This is a genomic window from Brakhagea baltica (genome assembly GCF_052161605.1).
In the GTDB taxonomy this organism is placed as follows: Bacteria; Planctomycetota; Planctomycetia; order Pirellulales; family Pirellulaceae; genus JBKCUI01.
On the sequence record NZ_CP197409.1, the window covers coordinates 45411 to 70198 of the forward strand.

Here is a 24788-nt window from a genome sequence, read left to right on the forward strand (position 1 = left end):
GCAATATTCAAGTATTGCATTGCAAAATAGGCCGTAAAGTCCGCCTAGCTTGCATATTCAATCCAAAAGGAATAGCTACTCTCCCAAAGGAAATGCTTTGTTTTTTGCAGCCAGGTACAGTCGATCAATCCGTTGGAGTCGTTAAATTCGTAACTCTCCCGCTAGTTTGCCTAGGTCAATTCCTAAAAAAGTATCTCTGTCCGCGAATCTCCCCTGGAAACCTAACCTACTCTCCAAACTAGACGCGGTAATTATCGGTCTCTTTAGAGAGACTACCACCGCGATTTTCCTCAAATGTGCGTAACAGCAATGATTCATTCCGCGAAAAAAAGAATTCGAAGCCGATGTTCCCGACTCGGCCGATCGTTGCGGATCGGGGCTGCGGCTGTAGAAACAGCGATAGTCTTGCCTATCGTCGTGTTCGTTGTTTTCGGTTCGATCGAGATCGCGAACGGTGTCTTCTTAAAACAGTCGCTCGCCATCGCCGCCTATGAAGGAGCTCGAGAAGCAACCCGTCCTGGGGGGACTCAGAGTCAAGCGGTCAGTCGCATCCGAGAAGTGCTCAGCAATAAGGGGATCGATAACGAGAGCGTGACTATCACACCAGAGGTCAACAACGCAACGCCGCGTGGCACGAAGATCTTTGTCAGGGTGTCTGCACCAGTCTCGACAGATTCGATCAATCCGTTCAAGTTACTCGTCAACCGTACGCTCGAGCAGTCCGTTGTGATGGTTCGTCTATAATGCCTTAGTGAGGGATGTATGAATTTCCACAATCCGATCCAAAGAAATAGATCTCCCCGCATGTTGCGTTCCAACTTTCGTTTTTTCGACACTGCGCTGCGCAAGATGCGCGTTGGCACTCCAAAAGGAGATCGGACGGGAGCGGCGGCCATACTCATGGTGGCCATGCTCGGGGTGTTCTTAGTTCTGGCGGCTGTTACAGTTGACTATGCCTACATTCAGCTGATCCGAACGGAACTGCGGGCTGCAACCGATGCATCGGCCAAGGCGGGAGCAGAAGCTTTATCCAGAACAGAGAACGCCCAACTCGCCATTGAAGCGGCTATCTCGAGCGCGAACGATAATAAGGTAGCGGGCAGAAGTGTTACGCTAACCGAGAGCGACATCGTACTCGGGCGGTCGATTACGGGGGCTAATGGTCGTTGGAGCTTTCAGCCTGGCGTGATGCCGTACAACTCCATGCGAGTCAATGCGACGTCGGATGCAGTGCCACTCTTCTTCGGGAATATCCTCGGCAGGAGCCACTTCACGGCAGCTCACAAAACCGTTGCAGGTCAACAAGAGATCGATGTCTGTTTGAGCTTGGACCGGTCAGGATCGATGTTATTCGACATGACAGGGACAGACTTCTCGTATCCTCCAAACAATCCTCTATTGTCAACCTACACCGCGTGGGGAGTTACATGGCAGAACCACCTCTCTCCACCCCATCCGATACACAGCAGGTGGGCCGTGCTAGCGCGTGCCGTTAACGATTTTTATAACGAAGTTCAGGACTTTACACCTCCTCCACGTACTTCGCTCGTGACGTGGGGGTCTGATTACACCATGCCAATTGCCCCTAGCACTTTCTTTCCAGCGGCAACTACGCACGTCCCGTTGTCCAGTGCAACATTCTCATCACAACGAGCAAACGTGACCAACGTAATCCAACAACTCGGTAGTCAGCCGATGATGGGAGGGACGAACCTATCCGCTGGTCTTGATCGAGCGATCCAAGTCGTCACGGGGCCTGGCTCCCGAGCTCTCACAAACAAAGTGATCATCCTCTTCACGGATGGAATGTGGAATGACGGGAGACATCCTAGACTTGCTGCTCAGGATGCGAAAGCTGCGGGCATTATCGTCCATACCGTTTCGATGTTGACTCAACAACAAGCGGACCTGCAAGAGGTCGCACAAATCACCGGTGGGACAGCCTACACTACAAATAATGAAGAAGAGCTTAGAGCTGCGTTCAGAGAAATCGCGAAAAGCTTGCAAGTTGTCATGATTGAATAACCCCAAATGTGTCCAATGAAAGCCATTTCTAAATTGAATAGAACGCGACGTGGTCCCGCGCGAGCAGGCGCAACGACGGTGGAGTTTGCCTTCGTTCTGCCCGTTATTTTGATCATGTTTCTGGGCGCAATCGAAATTACTCGACTTAATTTTCTCCGTCAGACAGCCCTGAATGCCGCTTACGAAGGGGCTCGAGCATGCATCGTGCCCGGAGCTTCGACTGCTGACGGCCAAGCGGAAGCGATGAGACTGCTGACCGCAGTGAGCGCTCACCGAGGCGCGACCGTTAACGTGAACATGCAGCAAGCAATGGTCAACGTCACTATCTCAATACCCATTGCACAGAATTCCTGGGGTTTAGGCCGATTCGCCACCAATACGCATATCGTTCGTAACTTCTCACTGAAGCGTGAGCTGTAAAACCCCGCGAAGACGAAATTCTTGTTCGCCGTGGTTTCGGTTTCGTGTAGGAAAAAACGCTTGGCTTGATTACACTTTTGCGATCTTCGCATCGTTCGTAATCTCCTGCACAGGCGTGGTTGTTACTAAATGTCAAAAATTCTGGAATCTCTGCCAATTGGCAAAAATGTCGGTATCGCTTTCTCTGGCGGCTTAGATACGTGTGCTGCCATCTATTGGATGCGTCAAAAAGGTGCGATCCCCTATTGTTATACCGCTAACTTGGGCCAACCAGATGAATCGAATTACGATGATATTCCCAAGCGAGCTATCGAGTGCGGGGCAGAAAAGTCGCGACTGATCGACTGTCGCGAACAATTGGTTCACGAGGGGCTGGCGGCTCTGCAATGTGGTGCCTTTCATATTACTACAGGAGGACTCCCCTACTTCAACACCACTCCCATCGGAAGAGCTGTCACCGGCACGATGCTGGTCCAAGCGATGAAGGAGGACGGGGTCAACATTTGGGGGGACGGCAGCACCTACAAAGGAAATGATATCGAGCGATTCTACCGATACGGTTTACTAGCCAACCCTGATCTGTTGGTCTACAAACCATGGCTCGATGAAACCTTCAACAAAGAACTCGGCGGCCGCAAAGAGATGTCCGAATTGTTGGAGCGTGCTGGGCTTGCCTATCGCATGAGCAAAGAAAAAGCCTACTCGACCGACTCCAACATTTGGGGTGCAACGCACGAGGCCAAGGACTTAGAAGATCTCGACACTGGCATGAAGATCGTCGAACCTATCATGGGGGTTCCATTCTGGAAGTCCGATGTGGCGATCGCACCGGAAACCGTTACCGTTGCCTTTGAAGCTGGCTTGCCGGTATCGCTAAATGGCAAATCGTTTGACTCCAAGGTGGATTTGGTTCTCGAGGCTAACGCTATCGGCGGTCGGCACGGATTAGGGATGTCTGACCAAATCGAGAACCGTATTATCGAAGCCAAGAGCCGTGGCATCTACGAAGCCCCCGCTATGGCACTATTCTTCATTGCCTACGAACGACTCATTACCGGCATTCACAACGAAGGTACCATCGAACAATACCGGGATATGGGGCGGCGGCTTGGTCGCTTGCTTTACGAAGGTCGATGGTTTGATTCGCAATCCCTAATGCTTCGCGAAGCCCTACAGCACTGGGTTGCCCGTGCCGTTACGGGAGAAGTCACCCTCGAACTGCGACGTGGCAATGACTACACCATTCTTAATACGAAGAGTCCAAATCTAACCTATCATCCCGAGCGTTTGACCATGGAAAGCGGACAAGGTGAATTCTCGCCAAAGGACCGCATCGGGCAGTTGACGATGCGAAATTTGGATATCACCGATTCTCGCGAAAAGCTCGGTGTTTATCGAAATGTAGGCCTGCTCCGCAGCGGCAACGATGACTCTATCAAACTGCTCGACGAATAAGACGAACAAGGGGTACTTTGCAGGACAATGGTGGTTCTCTTTTGGCATTAGCAAGAAAACCAGAACACAGACGGTGACGGGCGATGCAATGGGAATTTCGGACACTTGGGCTGACGTTCGCGGCCGAGTTCTATACGATCTTGTTTTTCCGCATCGAAATACACTTCCCATCAATAGCACTGAGACAACTGAATGCCAGGTCTTTTCGATTCTTACACTTTGAAAGACATTACGCTACGCAATCGAATCGTTGTGTCCCCCATGTGCCAGTACATGTCGCAGGAGGGGGTGGCTAACGATTGGCATCGTGTGCACTACACGTCCCTGGCACGCGGGGGAGCAGGGCTTGTCATACTGGAGGCAACGGCCGTGTCACCAGAAGGACGAATTTCTTGGGGAGATGCCGGGCTTTGGAATGACGAACAAGCCGCAGCACTAAAGCCGATAGTTCAATCGATTAAGGAATGGGGAGCCGTCCCTGGGATACAGCTCGCCCACGCCGGTCGCAAGGCTTCTGCCAATCGGCCTTGGGAGGGAGACGATCATATTCCAGCGGGTGAACCGAACTCTTGGAACACCATCGCCCCGTCTGCCATCCCCTTTGGTGCCAATCTGCCGAGAGTCCCTACGGAAATGAGCTTGGAGGATATCGCTCGCGTGCAAGCTGATATGGTGAGCGCAGCCATTCGGGCTCGAGAGGCGGGTTTTGAGTGGTTACAATTGCACTTCGCGCACGGCTATCTAGCACAAAACTTTTGGTCACCGTTATCCAATCATCGCACCGACCAATACGGTGGCAGTGCCGAGAACCGAGGGCGTTACTTAATCGAAACACTTAGAGCTGTTAGAAAGGTCTGGCCATCCGGCAAGCCGCTCGCAGCGAGATTTAGCGTTGTTGAGTTCGATGGCGACGATGATCGTATGCTATCGGATTCGATCGATTTGCTCAAAAAAATGAACCAGGAAGGACTGGACACCGTCGACGTGTCGATCGGCTTTAATACTCCGAAAGCAAACATACCTTGGGGGCCAAATTTGTTAGGCGATATCGCCGCACGAGTTCTGAAGGAAACAGGGCTGCCAGGGACAACGAGTTGGTTTATCGATGGGCCAGAGGGGGCTGATGCGTTGATCAGGGAGGGGAAAATAGACTTCGCCTCCATCGGACGGCCTTTCCTGGCGAATCCCCACTGGCCGTATTACGCTGCCAAGGTGCTGGGGATTGACAATCCCGCATGGCAAACGTTGCCAGCTCCCTACGCACACTGGTTGGCCGGCTATAAATAGTGGCGGTTTGGGTAAACTGCGAACCCCCGAACGTCCGAGCTAGTAACGGTCTTCGTCATCGCCCGGGATACTGTCGGAGTCTGCGAATTCCTGGTACAACATGGCGACGCGGGCGTGTCTTTTTGCTCGCCATTCCCCTTTAGTCCAAGCTTGATCATGAAACTTGTTTGCAAACGAGACACCTTTCAGAATGCCTTCCAAATCGCGGCTGCCGTTGCCCCCTCGAGGAGCCCTAAGGCGGTGCTGACCTACGTCAAGCTCGACACCAGAGAGGGCAAGGCGATCATGATGGCCACCGACCAGGACGCCGGTATTCGTTTGGAGCTCGAAGATGTGGAAATCCAAGTGCCTGGAGTGGTGTTGTTGCACGTTTCTCGCGTAGGAAACATCCTTCGCGAGTCCAGTGATGAGACCTTGACGATTGAGGTCAAGGAAAACGAGATCGATATCAAGGGGGATCACTCGGAATTTCACCTCCCAAAGGCGAATCCTGATGAATTTCCCAGTGTAGCGTCATTCCAAGAGTCGGCATTTTTTGAGGTAGGAGCAAAGCTTTTCAAGGAGCTTGTGCGGCGAACCGTCTTCGCAACGGATGTGGAAAGCACTCGGTACCAACTGGGTGGCGTCCTATTCGAAATGGATGGAGAGGATATCGCCACGGTAGCAACCGACGGACGACGGCTCGCATGCATGCAAGCCAAAGGAGTGTCGATCGGAGGCTTTACCAACACGGGAATGTCAACCATCGTACCAACGAAGACGTTGCAGCTTATGGAGCGATCGATTGTCGATAGTGACGAGACCGTGCGCATCGCAGCTCGCAGCAACGATATCTTGATTCGAACCGAACGCTGCACGATTTATTCGCACCTCGTCGAAGGTCGGTATCCCAACTGGCGTCAAGTGATGCCGAGCCGTGAGGGCCGAACCAGGATTGAAGGCTTGGTGGGGCCGTTTTTGACGGCGGTCAGGCAGGCATCGATTCTCGCCGATACAGAGACACGCGGTGTAGAGTTCTCGTTTGGCAACGGGACATTAGTGGTTGCTGCCAGTGCAGCAGATGTCGGCCAATCTCGAATCGAGATCCCGATTTCCTACGTTGACGAAACGATCAAGATTACGATGGACTATCGATTTGTTTTAGATTTCTTCAAAGTTCTAGACTTGGAAAAACCGTTCACGCTCGAGGTTCGTAGCAACGCAGAGCCGGCATTGTTCACGACCGATGACGGTTACCAATATGTCGTTATGCCGATGGCTCGGCAATAGTTCGTCCAAACTTACTTCAACGCATTTTATCTACCGAGTCGTTTACTAAGGAAACGCAATGAGCATATCAGCGTTCATGGAATTGCATTACCGCCATTTCAATGCGAGAGAGACGCTGCAAGCAGCCCGCGGCTACCGAAAGCATATCGATGATGGCGGTGCGATGCTGGTAAGCTTAGCGGGAGCAATGAGTACCGCCGAGATCGGGGTGTCTCTAGCCGAAATGATTCGAGCCGGTAAGGTACAAGCAATTTCCTGCACCGGTGCGAATCTCGAAGAAGACCTATTCAATCTCTTCGCTCACAACGAATACAAAGTCATCGAGAACTGGCGAGCTTTAAGTGCTTCAGACGAAGTTGCGTTGCTCGCGGACGGCTTTAATCGGGTGACCGATACGTGTATTCCGGAGACGGTGATGAAGCATATGGAGAGCCGGCTCTTCAAGTATTGGCGCGATGCGGCGGACAAGGGGGAAAGCTATTTTCCTTACGAGTACATGTTCCGAATCTTGGACGAGCCGGAGCTCAAGCAGCATTATCAGATCCCGGTCGAGCATTCCTGGATGATGGCAGCCAAGGAAGCTGGAATCCCCGTCTTTTCGCCGGGGATCGAGGACAGCACCTTGGGAAACATGTTTGCTGCCCGGGTTATCGATGGTTCGGTCAAGTCGCACAATGCCTTGAAGAGCGGTACGGCACAAATGGAGCATTTGGTGAACTGGTATAGAGAGACGTCAAAAGACAAGAATATCGGTTTTTTCCAGATTGGAGGGGGTATTGCGGGAGACTTCGCCATCTGCGCGGTACCTTTGCTTATTCAGGATCTCGAAGTAGACGTGCCACGGTGGGGCTATTTTTGCCAGATCAGCGACGCAGAGACTAGCTACGGCGGCTATTCTGGTGCCGTGCCCAACGAGAAAATTACTTGGAAGAAATTGACGGCAACCACTCCAAAGTACATGATCCATAGTGACGCGAGCATAGTCGCTCCGTTGATTTTTGCTTATGTAATGGGTCAATAGTCTCGTGGAAATGACGGCGGCAGTATTCTGGGAACGCATACAGACCACCGGTCTCGCATCGCGTGACGGATGCCGCCAATGGGCTAAAGAGCTCGAGACGACTTTGGGTAAGGAGGGGGTGGCAGACCCGCTTAAAATCGCTTCTGCACTTCTGCGGTCCGGAAAACTTACCCCCTTTCAGTTCGCGTGCTTGTCTGAGGCGGTTCCTCCCACCCTGGTCATAGGGCCCTACCGGCTTATCGAGACCTTGTCGGACCAATTAGGGCCGAACTGGTTCGAAACGGAACACGCGATCGATGGTCAAAAGAGATGGTGCTTTCAGTTGCGATCCAATCAGCTAATCTCGGACGAGATCAAGGCTTGGCCACCCTCGATCGAGTTAGCGAAATCCCACAAGGCAATCGAGCACACTCACCTGGACCGATGGGAAACGGTCATAGCAGGGCAAGGAATCATCGCTTGCTTTGGCGTTCCCGTTCCCGGCCAACCGCTCAGCGAGATCGTTCGTGATCGTGGGATGCCTGCGGGCGATGTCTTGGCAATCGTGGAGCAAATGGCACGAGCTCTTAATTCCTTGCACACAAATAAACTCGTTCATGGCAACATTGACCCGGACCATGTTTGGATCGAAGACGATCGCTGCATACTGCGGCGCAACATCCTGTTCGTACCGCGTTCACCCTACTTGTCCAACCAGAAGTTCTACTTGAATCAACGAGACGAGTTGAGCTGGGAAGGAGCGGCACCCGAGTTTTTGTTGCCAGATGCGAAGCCAAGCCCGCAGACGGATCTTTATGCTTTGGGAATTTTGGCGTTGCATCTGCTGCATGGCAAATCGGCGTGGCCTCAGCATGGGGTTCTAGATGCGATTGGTTGGAAGAAAGTGCATTCCAAGGAACCACCCGTTTTCCCTGATGGCTTACCTGAACGAGTCAAAGAGATTTTGCGAGGGCTTTTGGCAAAGAATCCAGGTGTGCGTTTCAAGTCTGCTGAAGAGCTATTAGACCGAATCCAAGGTGCCACTATACCTGCGGGAAAAAATGTTCCAGCAAAGAAAGAATCAGCTAGATTCGTAGAAACCACTAGTGAGAAATCCAATCCGCCTCAAAAAGCAGCCCCCCGTGCAGAAAGTTCATCCTTAGCCCCGAAAAAAACAACACCCGCACCGGCAACACCCGCACCGGCAACACCCGCACCGGCAACACCCGCACCGGCAACACCCGCACCGGCAACACCCGCTCCGGCAACACCCGCTCCGGCAACACCCGCTCCGGCAACTCCCGCTCCGGCAACTCCCGCTCCGGCAACACCCGCTCCGGCAACTCCCGCTCCGGCAACTCCCGCTCCGGCAACTCCCGCTCCGGCAACTCCCGCTCCGGCAACTCCCGCTCCGGCAACTCCCGCTCCGGCAACTCCCGCTCCTACAGCAACAAGCTCAGCGCAGCAGGTTGTGACTGCTTCTGACAACGTTGATGTTCGCAAGGAGAAGGCACCGGCACCGAAGAAGGCAATAGCGAGTCCCTCGAAGAAATCGCCAGCGGTGAAGCCGCAAGTGATTCCGGTCAAACGCAAGAAAAAGAAGCCCGTTTGGTTCTTGCCAGCACTCGCTGTAGGCTCGATGGCGTTTTTAGGGGTGTTGATTGCTGTATTGACTCGTCTCGGAGGGGGGGGAGCAACTCCGGAACCTGTGACCGTTGTAACCAAGATACCTAGCGACACAAGTTCTTCTTCGGCTAGCTCTGGAATAGCGGGGCCGAGTGACGTGAGGCAACCGGTGGTGGATCCGGTGGAAGAGTTTTTCACCGTTCTTCCAGATGATGGACGGACGTTGTGGGCTCCGCCGACCGCCGGACCGCCGTACTCATTGGAGCTGCTCCCTCCTGGGCTTGAGCTATTTGCTGGCTTCAGTGAAAGCATTTGGTTTGGAAATCAGATCGGGCCGATCCAAAGTTGGTTGCTGGAGAGTTTACCTGAATGGAAGAGCTTAGTAGCTTCGTATCCGTTCGTTTCGGAGCCCCAGATCAAGCGAGTCTGCTTGGCAGCTTACCCGGCGACTGGTCCAGACCAATCGGAGTTGGTGGTCCGTCTGGAGCTCAAGAACCCCGTCGCGATTGGCGAACTGATGGGACGATACGACAATTATCGTGTGCAGGTTATCCCCGGATCGATGCCGGAGCTACAGTGCTGGAGCAATGGTACTCTTGGCATTGTATTCGATGGATTCGCGAAGGAGTTGGATCGTAAAGTTGGGACGTTAACAGTGGGTCCGATACGATTGATTCATTCCTTTTTGGAGACGTCGGGTGGAGTCGCGCCCGTTCGCAGGCAACTGGAGAGCTTGATCGGAGCCAGCGATAGCTTAGCAGATCTGTTTGCTGTGACGACACCGAGTTTTCTTTATGGTCATGGACGGGGCAGTTATTCTATGCTGCCTCGTATGCGTGATGTTCTCAAAGCGGGCTTGGACGATTCGGTACAAGCGTTGAGCTTTACGGCTTCCGTTCGCGAGCGACTGTTCGGTGAAATGAGGTTTATCGGTGGAGACATTGCCAAATACGGTGCGATCTTAACGCGGGTACGAGAATCTTTAGACGGCTTGCCTAACCAGCTCGAGGCCCAATACGCTGCGGAACCGGTTGCGCCTTATTGGCGGTTGATTGCCGCTCGTTATCCTCAGATGTTGAGGAGCATTGCCAGGAACACCCGTTACGGAATCGAAGAGGGGCAGATTATCGCCAACTTGTACATGCCCAAGGAGGCTGTAGATAATTTGACGGTGGGAACATGGATGGCATTGAATGGCGGTGCTGGTGGTAGCTCGACAGGCATGCAAACCATGGCTGCCCAGCCGGCTTCATCAACAACACAACCGGCTCTCAGTATTGAGAGCCTTCTAGACCGCCCGATGAGTTTATCTTTTGCACAGGAATCCTTAGAAATGTCCCTTGCGGCCATTGCTACGGAGTTCAACGATGCGATTCCCAGCGACAGTCCGCGCGTTGAGATGATGATCAATGGAGGAGCTTTTCAGAAGGAAGGGATCACTCAGAACCAGCAAATCCGGGACTTTTCCTTTGAACGAAAACCTTTGCGTGAGGTTTTGACCAATTTAGTTCGGAGGGCGAATCCCGTCACAACGGTACAATCGCCAACGGAAAAGGATCAAAAAATTGTCTGGGTTGTGCTGGATAATCCTGATTCCCCGGGTAGCAAGAAAATTGAGCTGACCACGAGAGTTTGGGCAGAAACGAACGGCGTCCAGCTCCCCAAGGAGTTCCTCCCCTAGTTTTTTGGTGGTCTAGTAGGCAGCGGGGGGAGAATTCGTTATCTTGGGCGCAGTAGCATGTTCTCCTCGTTCATTTTCAGGGCAAGTTTGTATTCATGGCTAAGTCGATCAAAGGTATCACCAGGATAGATTACGAAGGAGTGACGACCAAGGGCTGGATGGTCCGTTTGACACGCTCAGGCAACCGCCAACAAGAGTTTTTCAACGATAAGACTTATGGCGGAAAGAACAAATCGTTAGCTGCGGCTAAAGCGCGATATGCCGAGTGGCTGAGCAGCGCTCCGCCGGTTCAGACTTCTAAGAATGTAAAGTCCGCCAGAAACACCAGTGGCAAGGTGGGGGTTCATACGGTCCGTAATGTGGACCCACGCTGGAAGAATGCAGAGTCCTTCGCGTACTGTGCCATGTGGACCGATGAGAATGGGAGTCGAAAGAAGGTAAGCTTTGCGTGGAATACTTACGGCAAACGCAAGGCATGGCAATTGGCATGTTTGGCAAGAGAGCTTGAGTCTACCGATAGAGAAGCGTTGCTGGATAAGGTGGAAAAAGCTGCCAAGAAGAAAAAGAAATAGTCGGCCTGGATGACAGAAACCGATGACTTTATCGTCGACGATTTGACTCGTCCGATTGCGATTCTTTATCGAGACGACTATTTCGTTGCGGTGTTCAAGCCTGCGGGTTTGATAATACATCGCAGCAAATTGACGTTGCCACACGAACCCGTTTTGATGCAGGCGGTTCGCGACCAGATTGGCCAGTTCGTTTATCCGATGCACAGGCTAGATCGCCCTACGGCTGGGATCGTACTTTTTGGTCTCAACAGCGAGGCGGCAGGGAAACTTGGACAGCTTTTCATTGATCGCAAGATCGACAAGTATTATCAGGCTTTGGTGCGTGGCCATACCGAGGAGAGTTTCATGATCGATCGGCCGCTAAGGGAGCGGTTTGGCGAGGACTGGGAGAAAGGGAGCACGGACGACAATCCGGAGCAGAGTGCCGTAACGCATTTTCGAAGGATCGAGGAATTCGAAGCTCCGTGGCCGATCGGGGATTTCGCAAGCAGTCGATATACACTTCTTGAGATCAAACCGGTAACCGGACGTTGGCATCAGATCCGACGTCATTTGAATCACATTGCCAAGCCTGTGATCGGTGACCATCGTCACGGGGATCACAGGCACAATCAGATGATGTATGAAAAGACGGGCGTTTACCGCATGCTTCTCAGCGCAGTCAGGTTAGACTTTCGTCATCCTTACACGCATGAGTTAACGACGATTACTGCGGGGAGAGGTTCCGAGTTTGATCGGGTCATTGAAACCTTGAAGAGCTGTGCAGTGAGTAGCTAATCGTTGTAACCGCATGGGCAACGCCCTGCGTAGGATTTCGTTTAACCGCATGGGCAACGCCCTGCGTTAAGCTCTCTAACCCGGACCAGACCAGCGCCGCCCCGACCACGATCCCCTGCGAGTCGCTACTATGGGTTGCCCTGGAGACCCCAGCGTTGGGCGATGCCCATGCGGTTAAACAAAGATAGCGAAAGGGGACACTGCTTTTTTTGTGTAGACGGCTGATTGGTTGCTGTAAGATATAGGAAAAAAATGAAGTACGAAGTGCCCGGATGGGGAATAGTGCTAGAAGCATTCCGATATGGCGAGCGGCTTTTCGAAACCAGAGTTTTGTGGAATTCTGGTGCAACGGATTTTTCATCACCGCTCACGGGAATTCTGCTGCCAAGCGGATGCAAAGAAGTTCAGACTGTTGTTTTACGGGAGGACAACGTTTGGTTTGGTTCATACGAGGAAAACGAGGAAGAAAGTCTTTTACGAAAAGAATCTGCGGTGCGGGAAGTGATATCAGGAAGCGAATGGATATTGGTTGAGAGTGATTCCATACCGCTAGCAAGGTCGATCATATTTTTAGGCAGCAGGATTGACGTCCCTTGCTGCAGCGTTGAAGTCGCCTGGGCATTTAATACTCTTGCTGAGCACCCATGCTTTTCACTCGAGTATTCGATACAGAATGATCGATTTAGCTCAGTGCTTAAGCTGTCTAGGGAGCATGCGATGGAACTTGCACGTAAGATGAAGCCGGAAGCAGGCGATTGCAATCGCGTCTATCCCGATAAAAACACAAGGGGTGCAGTGTTATTTCTCGAAGCTGATTTTTTTGGTCTGTTATGGGGTGAAGAAACTCCGAAAGGCACAAAGCTTTTCGCTTCAAATGGAGAGTTGATTGCGACAGTAGTTTCATCGAGGCGGCTCGAAGTAGCCCAGATTTGACCCGCTAGTTTTTCATCTGCTACTCGCCTAAACCATTCAGGTTAATGAGAATGTCCTGCGTGGGAGTGATCATGTTCCAGTTTATCGCTTGGGTCTCGCTTGCGATTGGACTGCGCGTCGGCCCATTTTCTGCAAGCGAGCTCGGCAGCTTCCCATTTTCCTTCCAACGCCTTGGCGATGATGGATTGGAAATGATTCCATTCTTGCTCGTTCAGTTTGCCTTCCCCTTTGAGGGTTTCCAACGCTTGATTGATCTTATTGACGTGATCGACGCGTTGGCTTGAAACAGCGGTTCGCAATTGCTGGAGGTATCGCAAATTCGAAAGTGCGACGACCGGTGGCTGCGACCAGTAGGAGTAGAGAAAGATTCCACCTAAGAACAGTGCGCAGATGCCCGCACCGCCAACCAGCCAGGATTTTGACAAAGAACCAGTCTCCATATTTTTTTACTCGTATTGATTACTACCACAACCGTCAATTGTAACTGCACTAGAACGACTCGTCAGCGATGACATCGCCTTTGTTGCGGCTATTCATTGCGGCCCAAGTAGGTTGGTGGATTGATTCAGGTATGAACCGTATGCTACCATCCCCAAAAGCAACGTTTGCTCCCCCTGGATGTTCGGATTGCATTTGGCAAACGTGCCCGAGGCGATCGTTCGGCGGGTGGATAGGAGCAATTCCGGTAAGTGGGTCGAGTTCGAGTACTGATGGGCCACTATGTACGTTCACAAGTGTCGCGGCAGCATCGCAATCCGTCAGTGGAAACCGTTGAGGATCATTACCGCAAACGACAGCTCCCTGCGTTACTGTCCCCCAAGTTTTGTCACTAAGTATGGGTGAATGTTCTCCGAGAAAGACGGTATTGCTGAGTCCATCCGTGACATCGCCATGGCGGATTCTTGAATTACGGAACATGGGGCCATCGGCGATGGCTCGATAGTCCTCGATCGTATAACCCCAAGGTTCATCTTGTCCCGCATTCGCAACATAAGTCGATCGAGCAGCTTCCGCCAATACAGCTCCGGATTCATCTCGGATCAACACATTGCCTTCAGCTCTTGACGACGACGGGCAGATGAAAACCGATAGCCGCGTTTGAACGAGAAGCTGATTGGGATTGGTCCAGCTCGGCAGAGAAAAATTCATTTGCTGATAGAGAGGATTCTGCTCGAGTTGCGGCAGGATGAGAGCCCCCCATGCGAAGCCGTTCGGTCCATCGAAGGTGATTGGGTCTCGGTTGGGATGCCGAGTATTGGCGATATAGGATGGTGGAAAAACTTTAAAGGCCGACTCATAGTTCAGAAGGGCCAGCGACTGCTGCTTCAAATTGTTTTGGCATGACATTCGGCGAGCCGCTTCCCGGGCGGCTTGTACGGCAGGCAACAGCAGACCGACCAAGATTCCGATAATGGCGATAACGACCAGTAGCTCCACCAGGGTAAAACCCGATCGCCGGTAGGCGAGCGATTGCCTCGGGGAAATGTGTGGGGCAATGCCTGCAAACCGGGCCGCAAACCAATGACTCAAAATTGTGACCATACAGCCGACTCGTTTTTAAAATTCCAAGGATCAAGTAAAAATGTAGCCATGGCTACAAATTCGGTTACGTAGAAGTGTAGCGTATGCTACAATTGCGTCAAGTAAATATTTGGCAGTTTCAAGCATCATCGCCTGGCCCGTACCCGCAAGATTATCGGCGGTCTGGTCGATGGGAGGTAAGGCATCATCTCCTGATGATGCTATTATGATGGTAGGTTTGGCAAAGATGGGAGTCCGTTCCGTGAAAAAGAATCAGTTCGAGAGCGTGCGGGAGGCTCACGCCACCGAAAAAGCGCAGGACTATGTCGAAGCCATTTCGGAGATTATCGAGGAGCGCGGCGAGTGTCGATTAATCGACATTGCGAGGCGGTTTGCTGTGACCCACGTCACCGCCAACCGCACTGTCGCTCGGCTCAAACGGGACGGATACGCCATCAGTGTTCCCTATGGCCCCATTGAATTGACCGATTCGGGAAAAGAGTTGGCAGAGTTTTCCCACAGGCGTCACCGGATTGTAGCGGAGTTTTTATTGGCTATTGGTGTGCCAGAGTCGGTGGCGGAGCACGACGCGGAGGGGATTGAGCACCATGTGAGCCCCGAGACACTCGCCGCAATGGCTAGCTTTACGAAGGGGATGGGCAACTAGTCGACATTGCATTTTGTCGTATAAGCCTTTAATTCTTCAACAGAAACTTAGTTTTCATGCTTTTTCCGCTCGGAACTTTTGCGATTGGTACGGGTTTTAATTCCCGGTGGCGTGAAGGACTGAGTAGATGCCTTTACCAATAAGTCGGGGTTGTTTTCGAACAATTTTGACTGCCGCTGAGGTTACCGCTAGATAACGTTAGCCCGGTAACTAGAGTCGAACAGAGTGCAATCTTTGTCCTTCGTAAATCGATCCATACATGAATATCGCAAAAAAGATTCGTCGGCAAATCTTCGCCTTGTTGCTAGGTGCAAACTTAGTGGCTATCCACTTGAGTGGCCCGGTGGCTTGGGCGGACGGCAATCCTGACTTGGTCGGGGTTCTATCGAAGATCACCGATCCCGCGAACGCGGCGGAGCTTCGACTGACTGACGATCAGGTCGCTCGCCTGGTGGACATTATAAAGCAGCACGAGAGCCAAGCTTTGGATTTCGCTCGCGAGATCCGCCAACTCCCCTCGGCCGACCGTCGCATTCGGGAGCTTGAGAGCGTTCGAGCCATAGAGGACGTCGGGTTGGGACTTCTTTCGGACGAGCAGAGAGCAGTGGCTGAAAAATGGCGTTTGGCAATGGTGGGGCCTATTGCCATGCTGGATCCGAATATCGCCAGCAAATTCGGTATCGATCCTGCTCAATCCGAAAAATTCCTGAACATCCTCGAGGGACGAGGTGCCTTGGTTCGCTCTATGGGAGCGGATGGAGCAGCGAGGGAGATTAATAAGCGTCTGCTCGAAGTCTTGACCGACGCGCAAAGGACGCAATGGCAAGAAGCCGCCGGGCTCAATGTTGCGGTTTCTTCTCCTGCCGTTGAGGCTGCGATCGCATCGGAATCTGACTCGACCGACGAGGAACAGGGCGCGGCAGGTCGTGGCTTCCGAAGTCGAGGTTTTCCGAGGACGGGCAGCGTACAGGAATCTCCTAGCGATCTTGATGTCCAGCCCATGGAAAATGTCGTCATGTCGGGACCAGAAGACGGCTTGCTCCTCAACTTTAGTGCAGCTCCGTGGAAGGATGTTCTGACTTGGCTGGCCAAGGAAGCGGAATTGAGCCTGCAATTGGACCAAATCCCACAAGGTTCGTTTACCTATCGCGACCCTTACAAAAAGTACAGCCTTACCGAAGCCATGGATATCATGAACGGCTTGCTACTGGGCAAGGGGTTCACGTTGATGAAGAAGCAGCGGGTGCTCACAGTTCTAGATCTCGATCTAGCGCCTGGCGAAGCGGCAGAGATCAAGAAAGCGTTGATCCGCGATGTGGCCGACTTGGTTGACGTTAAGGAGCTAGACGGTCGCGGTGTCAATGAGATCGTCAAGTGCATCTTTTCGTTCGAGAGAATCCGTGTCGAAGATATCGAGCGTGAGATTCGGATGCTCATCGGCCCTCACGGATCGGTGGTCCCGATGTCCACTTCGGGACAATTGCTTGTTACAGAAACCGGTAGCAAGCTCCGGATTATCCGCGATATGATTGCAAAGGCTGAGGATCCTCAGGGGAGCCGAGGGGGATCGATTGTAAGTTTGCCACTCAATTTTGTGGCGGCAGATGAAGTGCTCATGACAGCTCGGGGGCTGCTCGGGATCAAGGAGAACGAGTTTCGAGGCGAAGATATCAGCATATCGATGGATTCGCTCGGAACGAGATTGTTCGCGACTGGTTCTGTGGAAAAGTTGCAACGGTTGCGCGATGTTGTAATGGAGTTGGACAAAAAACCAGCAGATTCTATGGGAGTTTCGACTCCGCCTGAAAAACCGTTTATCAGAAGCCACTCGCTGCTAGGATCCGACCCGACCACAACACTAGAAGTGCTCCAAACGAGTTTCGCTGGACGGCCAGGCTTGAATATGGCACTTGATCCGCGATCCAACAACATCATCGCGTTGGCCAATACCGAGACCCACGAAGAGATGGACGTCATCATTCGTGAGCTTGCTGGTCAAAGCAGCGAGTTCGAAATCATCTCGCTCGATGCACTCGATCCACAAGCAGCCGTGACGACACTGGAAAAGTTCTACGGCAAGCCTGCCAAGGACGCTGATCCAACCAAGGTAAAGGGGCCTGTATTCTTTGCTGATGTAGCTAGCCGCAGGTTAATGGTACGCGGCACACAGCAAGAGGTTGATCAAATCAAGACCTTGCTGAACAAGATCACAGATAGCGGCCCGATGGCAGAAGCCGACGACGGAACCAAGTTCATTCCGTTGCGTGGCAAGGCTGCACAGCGATTGCTCGAGCAGATCGACATCATGAATCGAGCCAGCAAGAAGAATATCAACATTAAGTACCCCAAAGAGTACGAAAGCACAAAACCGGGTTTCGCTCCCATCCAACCGGTACGCAAGGATAACTTGGGTGGCTCGCCGGTATCACAAGTGTCCCCCGCCTCGGGACTTGGAGAGGAGCGAGCGGGTGTTGAACCCGCGACCTTTCTAACATCGGTCAGGTTACCGCAGGACGAAATGCTAGAGGGAGATGAAACTCTGGTTGATGGTCTAAGATCGGGTGAAGTAATCACCACAGAAACTGGTGATCAAGTCTTCATTCTCCAAGGCCCCACTGGTTTGATCGCCTACAGCGATAACCCGCAGGTCATGGCTGACTTCAATCGATTGCTCAATCGTGTGGAACGCGAAATGACGTTAGCTCCTTCTGAGCCAACGATTCGCTATTTGAAATACATACCGGCTGCGGCAGCTGCGGAGTTGGTGAAGAGTATCATCGCGGGCGAGCAAGCGACCGGTAGCAGTGGAGGTGGCTTGTTGGGTGACGTGGCCTCTGGTTTGCTCGGAGGTGGCGGACTTTTCGGTGGGTTGTTTGGTGGTGGAGGCGGATCGAGTGCACCCAGCGGCGTTTCGGGAGTCTCCACGTCCGGCGATGTCTACATTACACCCGACCCTCGATTAAATGCGGTTTGGGTTCAAGCGAGCCCGATCGACATTTTGTTCGTAGAAGACATACTAGATGTCATCGACGTCGAAAACAGTGAGGTCGAGAACTTGACCAAGGGAACGCCTCGGCTAATTCAGCTTGCTAACGCGAACGTTGCCGATGTAGAACCGCTCGTAAAATCTGCGTTCGCCGACCAAATAGGTGGTCAGCAAAATGCTAGGGGCGGTGCAGGTGGTGGGGGTGGACAGGGACAGCCATCAGGTCAGGAAATCATCGAACTGCTTCGAGGTGGTGGACGAGGCGGTCGTGGTGGTGCTGGCGGTGCACAGAGCCAGCTCAAGGAGCAGACCATGACTGTCATTGCCGACAAGAAGAGCAACTCTCTCATCACCGTTGCCCCGCTCGCACTCCACAAGCGAGTTGTCGAACTGGTAGAGCAGCTTGATACCTTTGCGGCTGAGGATGAGGAGATCGTCGTACCCATCGCACTGGGTGGGGATGTAAATCCACAGTTGCTGCAGAACGCGATTTCTTCAGTATTTGGTTCAGCTGCTAGGACTACGAATGCAAGTAGCACTGCAGCTCCGGCGGCGGGAGGAGCGGCTGGAAACACGACACCACGATTCAATCCTGCTATGTTCCAGCAATTCCAGGGTGGTGGTGCCCGTGGTGCAGGCGGAGCTAATCCGTTTGGAGCGGGTGGCTTTGGGGCTGGTGGTTTCGGCGGTGCTCAAGGTGGTGCGACTCGCGGGGGCCAAGGAGGACAAATCAATCAAGGAAACCGTAACACACAGGGCGGTCAAGGTATCAGGAACAACCGAGGCGGACGATGATAACGGAAGCGGGAGAACTACTGCTCAGGCGAGGGTTAATTACCCAGGATCAACTCATCCAGTCCCGCTCGACCGCCGGTTCGACAGGGATTTTGGATAGCATAATCAGTTCTGGGTTTGCCAAGGAAGAGGATGCCCTCAAGGCGATCGCCGAGGAGTTCGGTCTAGACTTTATCGATCTTCGGGATGCCCAGGTTGATCTCACTCTTTTGCAGACCTTCCCACAAAAGCTAATTTATCGACATGCGTTGTTCCCGATCAAAAAGGAAGGGAACACGCTTTACGTCGCAACGCACAATCCCCTCGATCTCTATCCGATCGATGAGGCATCGGCAGCGACAGGCCTTCAGGTCGTCCCGATGGTCGCCGAGCGAACCGAGATCGCCAAGCTTGTTAAGAAGCATCTTGGGGTTGGTAGCGAGACGATCGAAGGGTTGATGGCTTCGAAGGGGGAGGACGATGCAATCGAGCTCCTGGAGAAGATCGAGGCTGATGGTAGTGAGGCCAGCGAGCAAGCCCAAGAGGCTTCGGTGGTACGGCTTGTTAATGAGCTACTGGTCGAAGCAGTCGACTCGCGTACTTCTGACGTTCACATGGAATCGCAGGGTAGCGGTTTGGTTGTCCGCTATCGGATCGACGGGATCCTTCATACGCAGCCTGTGCCCCCGGAGATCAATCGATTCCAAGCAGCCATTATCTCGCGATTGAAGATTATGGCGAAGCTCAATATCGCCGAGAAGCGCTTACCGCAGGACGGTCGGATTAAGCTTCGGGTGCACGGTCGTGAGATCGACATTCGGGTATCGGTTATCCCGATGATCCACGGTGAGAGCTTGGTCATGCGGATTCTCGACAAAGGCTCGATGAAGTTCGATTTGCGAAGTCTCGGGATGGGTGAAGCGACTTACAAGCTCTTTAGCGAGCTGATTCGCTTGCCGCACGGTATTATTCTCGTAACTGGTCCAACTGGATCGGGAAAAACGACCACGTTGTACAGTTCGCTGCTTGAGATCCAGTCCCCCGAGGTGAAGATTATCACCACGGAGGACCCTGTTGAGTATCAGCTCGAGGGAATCAATCAGATTCAGGTCCATCCCAAGATTGGTTTGACGTTTGCGGCTTCGCTGAGAAGTATTTTGCGTCATGACCCCGATGTGGTGCTGGTCGGGGAAATTCGGGACGCAGAAACAGCCGAGAACGCTATTCAAGCGTCGCTGACCGGTCACACCGTATTTAGCACGCTTCACACCAATGATGCGGCTGGTACTTTTACGCGGATCGTCGACATGGGAATTGAGCCTTTCTTGGTCGCGAGTACAGTGGAAGGGATCATGGCGCAGCGACTGGTTCGGCGTCTATGTCCTAATTGCAAAGAGCCATATACCCCTAGCCCGGAAGATGTGCCGAAGGATTTCCCATGGGACAAGCTCGATGGGCGTCCGCTTTACAGGCCCAAGGGGTGCCGTGTTTGTCGGAATCTTGGATACTCGGGTCGGTTCGGAATCTACGAATTGCTAGCGACGACTGAAGCAGTGCGACAACTGGCGCACGATCGGAGGAGTTCGTTTGAGATCAAGCAAGCGGCTATCAAGGCTGGCATGCTAACACTTCGGGACGATGCCTTTAGGAAGGCGATGGAGGGGACGACGAGTCTCGAGGAAGTGCTTCGTGCCACGAAGGGTGATCATCTCGGTTAAGAACTATGCCTGACTTTGCTTATCTAGCCCGTGACATGAATGGAAAATCGATTGCTGGCACAATTTCGGCCAACAATCAACGCGATGCTGCGGCTCAATTGGGAGCCAAATCGCTGTTTCCAGTTTCGATCACACTGAATAAAGGAACGCAAGTCAAAGGGACTGGCCGCGTTTCTGGAACGCAGATGGCTGGTTTTTACGAGCAACTTGCCTCACTTCTGCGAAGCGGTGTGCCGCTGCTAAGAGCCCTAGCAGTTTTGTCTACCCAAGGTGGCACGAGCAAATCGCTTCGTTTCGCTGTGTCCGAGATCAAGGCCAAGATTGAAGAGGGAGAATCGTTGGGGGACGCCATGGAGCGTTTTCCTCGCGTCTTCAACGACATTGGCGTCAACATGGTCAAAGCGGGAAGCGAGGGAGGCTTTTTGGAAGATGCCCTCGAGCGAGTCGGTTCGTTCGTGCAGCAGCAGGAGGAAATGAAGAGCAAGACGGCGGGTGCGTTAGCCTATCCTGTCTTCGTGATGACAGTTGGCGTTTTGGTTGTAACAGTTTTGCTAGTCTTCTTCGTCCCGCAATTCGAGAATATTTTTGCGGACATGCGAGACAAAGGGTCCTTACCTCAGGCTACGGAAATTCTGCTAGCCATCAGTCAGGTCGTTCAGAGTTATTGGTGGATGGTGTTGGGAGGCATCGGTCTGATAGGGTTGGGGCTTAGTCAGTACTTAAAGACCGATCAAGGAAAAAGACGCTTCGATTTAGTAAAAATCAAGACACCTTTGTTAGGATCGGTGTTTCTAAATCTAGCAGTTGCTCGTTTCTGCCGAGTGTTAGGAACATTGCTCAAGAACGGGGTGCCATTGTTGCGATCGCTGGAAATCAGTCGTCAAGCTGCCGGGAACTTGATCCTATCGGAATCGGTTCTCGCGGCGAGCGAGGAGATCCAGGCGGGAGAGCGGCTTGCGAAACAGTTAGAAAAATCGGGACATTTTCCAACGACGGTTGTGGAGATGATTTCGATCGCCGAGGAGTCCAACACGCTCGACAACGTGTTGGTGACAATTTCGGATAATCTAGAGCGAACAACATTCCGCAGATTGGAAACGGTGGTTCGGTTGCTAGAACCGTTCATGTTGTTGATGTTGGCAGGGATGGTGATGTTCGTCGTTCTAGCCTTGCTGCTACCGATTATCAATTCGGCCAGTACACTGTAAAATACGAGTAAAGCACCTCAATCCAAAAGCCTTTCGCAGGAATGTGCGATTTGAAATTATCGAAAATAGAAGGAAAGGGAACACAATGAAACGAAACAGACTTATACGCAGATCGTTACGAAGAGGCTTCACGCTGATGGAAGTCCTCTTGGTACTCGTCATCATCGTGGTTATTGCAGGGTTTGGCATCCGAGCCATGACCGGCACGTTGCAACAGGCAAAGCAGAGGGAAGCCAAGGCGATGCTTGGAATTTTGTCTGCCTCCCTCCAAGAGTATCAACTGATGGTGGGTAGCTTGCCAAACGATCTAGAATCTTTGGTGAACCAACCGTCGGACGTTGATCCAGCTCTTTGGGTGCAGAAGCTAAAGAAATTACCTTTGGACCCTTGGAATCGACCATACGAGTACCGACCAAGTGGCATGGAGTTTGAACTGAGAAGTGCAGGGCCGGATGGACAATCCGGAACGGCCGATGACATCACTCCATAGTGTGCGGCTTGCACGCCTGATCAGAACTAGGCGTGTAACAGCCTCCTATCCAAGGCCCGCTCGGCGGGCCTTTACGCTGCTAGAAGTGTTGCTTGTGTTGGCGATTCTGGCAGCGTTAGCTGGGTTGGCAGCGCCGACCGTCAATTCCATGATCACCAGCCGCAAGCTTTCGGTAGCGGCAGATCAGCTTATCAACGACATTGCCGAGGGTAGGGTTCGGGCCATCCAAACAGGGCAAACTCAAGTCTTCGAGGCCACGGTGGGGGGAAGAGATTACATCGTCAAGCCATGGCTCATGGCGAGTGATGAGATCGACGCTTCCGCTGGTGCTACGATTACAACCTCGTTGGGAATGACATTGGACACGGCTGCCGCTCCTGGCGGAGGGATTGAGACCTCTCAATCGTCCGGCCAGAAGGAACCAAAGGAGCTTGATGTATACGTGCAGTTCAGTGCGGTCGAAACCGTAATGGATACGCGCAGCGCGTCAGCCATTCAGACAGATACCGGAATGTTACCCACTGCAAGTGCTGTCGCGGGGGGAAAGTGCAATCCGGTTCTTTTGTATCCTGACGGGTCGAGCACCACGGCGCAGATCATCTTGATCGATCAGCAAGGTCGGCGGATGGTCGTGCAATTGCGTGGCATCGTCGGTCAAATGTCAAAGTTCCAAACCACCAGTCTTGATCCGTCTGCATTTGTTCCAGCTCAGTAAAGGAGTGGTGCGAGTTATGAAGTTCGGTCATCAGCCAGTCAAAACGAGATCTCGATTTGCCCTACGTGCCCGGGGGGGCAAGCCAAGACGCAGGAAAGGGATTTCCTTGTTAGAGGTTGTGTTGGCGTTATCTATCCTTGCCACTTCTGCTGCTTTACTCGCTCAGATTACCCGTCGAGCGACAAACAATGCGATGATGGCTCAAAGAATCGCTTCGGCTCAGCTCATTTGCGAGGGGACAATGTCGGAGATCTTGGTAGGAGCGATACCCATGCAAGCTACAGATTGGGCGCCCGTCGATGGTAATTTTGCTAGAGGCAGTTGGTATTACAAGCTGGAAACGGTTGTTGCCGAGCGGCCCAATATGATCGGCCTGCGTCTGGCGATTACGGATATTATCGATTCGCCTGAGGGGCCTAGAGAACTGTTTTATGTGGTCAGATGGGTGATTGATCCGTCACTTGGGCTGGATACTCCTCCGACAGTCAGCAGCTTCGGTCCATCGAGTCGTTCCATCGCTTTTATGGGATTGGCGAGCTTATGAAATCGGAACATCGCAATCAAACTCAGCAAGTAGCAGTCCCAGGGGCTAGGCTGCGCAGCCTACAGGGGTACAGACTCCGACCAGGTTTCACGTTGGTCGAAGTCCTCTTATCGATTGCTTTAACGGCGGTGATCACTGGAATCATCGGTTCGCTGGTGCAAGTTTATTTGACCAATCAGAGCATCGGCCGAGATCGCGTCAAGCAGACGCAATTAGCCCGTGCCTTGCTCAATATGATCGCTGACGATATTCGCACGGTGGTTCGACATCAAGCGTTCGATTCGGCAGGCTTGAGTGAACTCCTTTCAGGAGGGCAGTCTGGCGGCGGAGGTGGTGGTGGATCAACCGGTGGAGCGGCAACGGGTATGGATGCCGGAGGGGCTTCTAGCATGGATGGAAGCTCCATGGCAGGAGTGCCTGCTTTAGCAAGTTTGCCCCCTGGGATTTACGGATCCAGCACTTCAATTGAGATTGATATCAGTCGTCTCCCTCGTCCCGATGAGTACATTCCGAGAGAGCCGGACCTCATTAGCGGAACTGTGGCAGACTTGCCCAGTGATATCAAGACCGTCTCCTATTTTGTTCAGAGCAAGAGGACGGACGGTGTTCGCGATCCGTTAGCGACAGAGATCGACATTCGTTCTCGATTGGCAAACAACGACGGTGCTGTCGGCGGTTTAGTTCGTCGCTCGGTGGACCGTGCGATTACGCAGTTTGCGTATGAGCAGGGAACGACTGATTCCTTGCAAAGAACAGGGGAGTTGCTAGCTCCCGAGGTCATTGCATTGGAGTTCGAGTATTTCGACGGTGCCATGTGGCAAATGGAGTGGGACAGCAGTATCCAGGGTCTTCCGTTGGTGGTGCGGATAACTTTAGCCATGCAACTTGAGTCCAAGCGACAAAGCGATCCCGTGGAACCGGGGCAGTCCATTTTGTCCCTTACGTCCGGTTCGCTTTCGGAAAATGGGATAGAAATTTACACCACTACAACGGTAATTCCGGGTTCTCAATTATTGGTTAGGCCTCAAATGGACCCGGCAACGGGTGACAGTGGCATGGGAGCCTTGGGATTGTAGGCAGTCCCTGAGGACGAATGGGACAGCCGCCAGTCATTAGGCAA

Annotated in this window: 21 protein-coding genes; 19 read left to right on the forward strand and 2 right to left on the reverse strand. The window is 52.6% G+C overall.

What is annotated here, in order from left to right; all coding sequences use genetic code 11:
* Positions 1 to 309 precede the first annotated feature (309 nt).
* The 11 genes from SH449x_RS00180 (at position 310) to SH449x_RS00230 (ending at position 13045) form a co-directional block, all read left to right on the forward strand.
* On the forward strand, positions 310 to 744 hold the full coding sequence (locus SH449x_RS00180; RefSeq protein WP_482379301.1) for a TadE/TadG family type IV pilus assembly protein: 435 nt from the start codon (positions 310 to 312) through the stop codon (positions 742 to 744).
* A gap of 60 nt (positions 745 to 804) precedes the next feature.
* Positions 805 to 2025, forward strand: a complete 1221-nt coding sequence (locus tag SH449x_RS00185; protein WP_482379302.1) for a vWA domain-containing protein — start codon at positions 805 to 807, stop codon at positions 2023 to 2025.
* A gap of 15 nt (positions 2026 to 2040) precedes the next feature.
* Entirely contained in the window at positions 2041 to 2445 is a 405-nt protein-coding gene (locus SH449x_RS00190; protein ID WP_482379303.1) for a TadE/TadG family type IV pilus assembly protein, read from the forward strand.
* 129 nt (positions 2446 to 2574) lie between these two features.
* Positions 2575 to 3900, forward strand: a complete 1326-nt coding sequence (gene argG, locus SH449x_RS00195; RefSeq protein WP_482379304.1) for an argininosuccinate synthase — start codon at positions 2575 to 2577, stop codon at positions 3898 to 3900.
* Positions 3901 to 4092: 192 nt separating this feature from the next.
* Entirely contained in the window at positions 4093 to 5187 is a 1095-nt protein-coding gene (locus SH449x_RS00200; RefSeq protein WP_482379305.1) for an NADH:flavin oxidoreductase/NADH oxidase, read from the forward strand.
* 156 nt (positions 5188 to 5343) lie between these two features.
* Entirely contained in the window at positions 5344 to 6456 is a 1113-nt protein-coding gene (gene dnaN, locus SH449x_RS00205) for a DNA polymerase III subunit beta (protein ID WP_482379306.1), read from the forward strand.
* A gap of 58 nt (positions 6457 to 6514) precedes the next feature.
* Positions 6515 to 7477, forward strand: a complete 963-nt coding sequence (locus tag SH449x_RS00210) for a deoxyhypusine synthase family protein (protein ID WP_482379307.1) — start codon at positions 6515 to 6517, stop codon at positions 7475 to 7477.
* Between the two features lie 10 nt (positions 7478 to 7487).
* Positions 7488 to 10763, forward strand: coding sequence for a protein kinase family protein (locus SH449x_RS00215; RefSeq protein WP_482379308.1), 3276 nt, complete (start codon positions 7488 to 7490; stop codon positions 10761 to 10763).
* Positions 10764 to 10858: 95 nt separating this feature from the next.
* Complete coding sequence (locus SH449x_RS00220) at positions 10859 to 11335, forward strand: transcriptional regulator (protein WP_482379309.1); 477 nt, start codon at positions 10859 to 10861, stop codon at positions 11333 to 11335.
* A gap of 9 nt (positions 11336 to 11344) precedes the next feature.
* Complete coding sequence (locus SH449x_RS00225) at positions 11345 to 12112, forward strand: pseudouridine synthase (protein ID WP_482379310.1); 768 nt, start codon at positions 11345 to 11347, stop codon at positions 12110 to 12112.
* A gap of 252 nt (positions 12113 to 12364) precedes the next feature.
* Positions 12365 to 13045, forward strand: a complete 681-nt coding sequence (locus tag SH449x_RS00230; RefSeq protein ID WP_482379311.1) for a hypothetical protein — start codon at positions 12365 to 12367, stop codon at positions 13043 to 13045.
* A gap of 41 nt (positions 13046 to 13086) precedes the next feature.
* On the opposite strand, the gene SH449x_RS00235 is transcribed toward SH449x_RS00230, so the two are convergent.
* Together SH449x_RS00235 and SH449x_RS00240 are read right to left on the reverse strand one after the other, a co-directional pair.
* Positions 13087 to 13470 (reverse strand): hypothetical protein, encoded by a 384-nt coding sequence (locus SH449x_RS00235; RefSeq protein WP_482379312.1) that lies wholly within the window; start codon positions 13468 to 13470, stop codon positions 13087 to 13089.
* A 64-nt stretch (positions 13471 to 13534) separates the two neighbouring features.
* A complete protein-coding gene (locus SH449x_RS00240; RefSeq protein ID WP_482379313.1) occupies positions 13535 to 14587 on the reverse strand; it encodes a DUF1559 family PulG-like putative transporter in 1053 nt (350 codons plus the stop codon).
* Positions 14588 to 14696: 109 nt separating this feature from the next.
* On the opposite strand from SH449x_RS00240, the gene mntR reads away from it, so the two are divergent.
* The 8 genes from mntR to SH449x_RS00280 all read left to right on the forward strand — a co-directional run bounded on the left by mntR (position 14697) and on the right by SH449x_RS00280 (position 24744).
* Entirely contained in the window at positions 14697 to 15233 is a 537-nt protein-coding gene (gene mntR, locus SH449x_RS00245; RefSeq protein WP_482379314.1) for a manganese-binding transcriptional regulator MntR, read from the forward strand.
* Positions 15234 to 15492: 259 nt separating this feature from the next.
* Complete coding sequence (locus SH449x_RS00250) at positions 15493 to 19014, forward strand: secretin N-terminal domain-containing protein (protein WP_482379315.1); 3522 nt, start codon at positions 15493 to 15495, stop codon at positions 19012 to 19014.
* Complete coding sequence (locus SH449x_RS00255) at positions 19011 to 20711, forward strand: GspE/PulE family protein (protein ID WP_482379316.1); 1701 nt, start codon at positions 19011 to 19013, stop codon at positions 20709 to 20711. The genes SH449x_RS00250 and SH449x_RS00255 overlap by 4 nt, the downstream gene beginning before the upstream one ends.
* Before the next feature lie 5 nt (positions 20712 to 20716).
* The gene (locus SH449x_RS00260) at positions 20717 to 21919 is read left to right on the forward strand and encodes a type II secretion system F family protein (protein WP_482379317.1); all 1203 of its coding nucleotides are present in this window, start codon (positions 20717 to 20719) and stop codon (positions 21917 to 21919) included.
* 85 nt (positions 21920 to 22004) lie between these two features.
* On the forward strand, positions 22005 to 22409 hold the full coding sequence (locus SH449x_RS00265; protein WP_482379318.1) for a type II secretion system protein GspG: 405 nt from the start codon (positions 22005 to 22007) through the stop codon (positions 22407 to 22409).
* Positions 22393 to 23124 carry a prepilin-type N-terminal cleavage/methylation domain-containing protein gene (locus SH449x_RS00270; RefSeq protein ID WP_482379319.1) on the forward strand — a complete coding sequence of 244 codons (732 nt, stop codon included), beginning with the start codon at positions 22393 to 22395 and terminating at the stop codon, positions 23122 to 23124. The genes SH449x_RS00265 and SH449x_RS00270 overlap by 17 nt, the downstream gene beginning before the upstream one ends.
* Positions 23125 to 23140: 16 nt before the next feature.
* Complete coding sequence (locus SH449x_RS00275) at positions 23141 to 23668, forward strand: hypothetical protein (RefSeq protein ID WP_482379320.1); 528 nt, start codon at positions 23141 to 23143, stop codon at positions 23666 to 23668.
* The gene (locus tag SH449x_RS00280; protein ID WP_482379321.1) at positions 23665 to 24744 is read left to right on the forward strand and encodes a PulJ/GspJ family protein; all 1080 of its coding nucleotides are present in this window, start codon (positions 23665 to 23667) and stop codon (positions 24742 to 24744) included. The genes SH449x_RS00275 and SH449x_RS00280 overlap by 4 nt, the downstream gene beginning before the upstream one ends.
* The last annotated feature ends 44 nt before the right edge of the window (positions 24745 to 24788 follow it).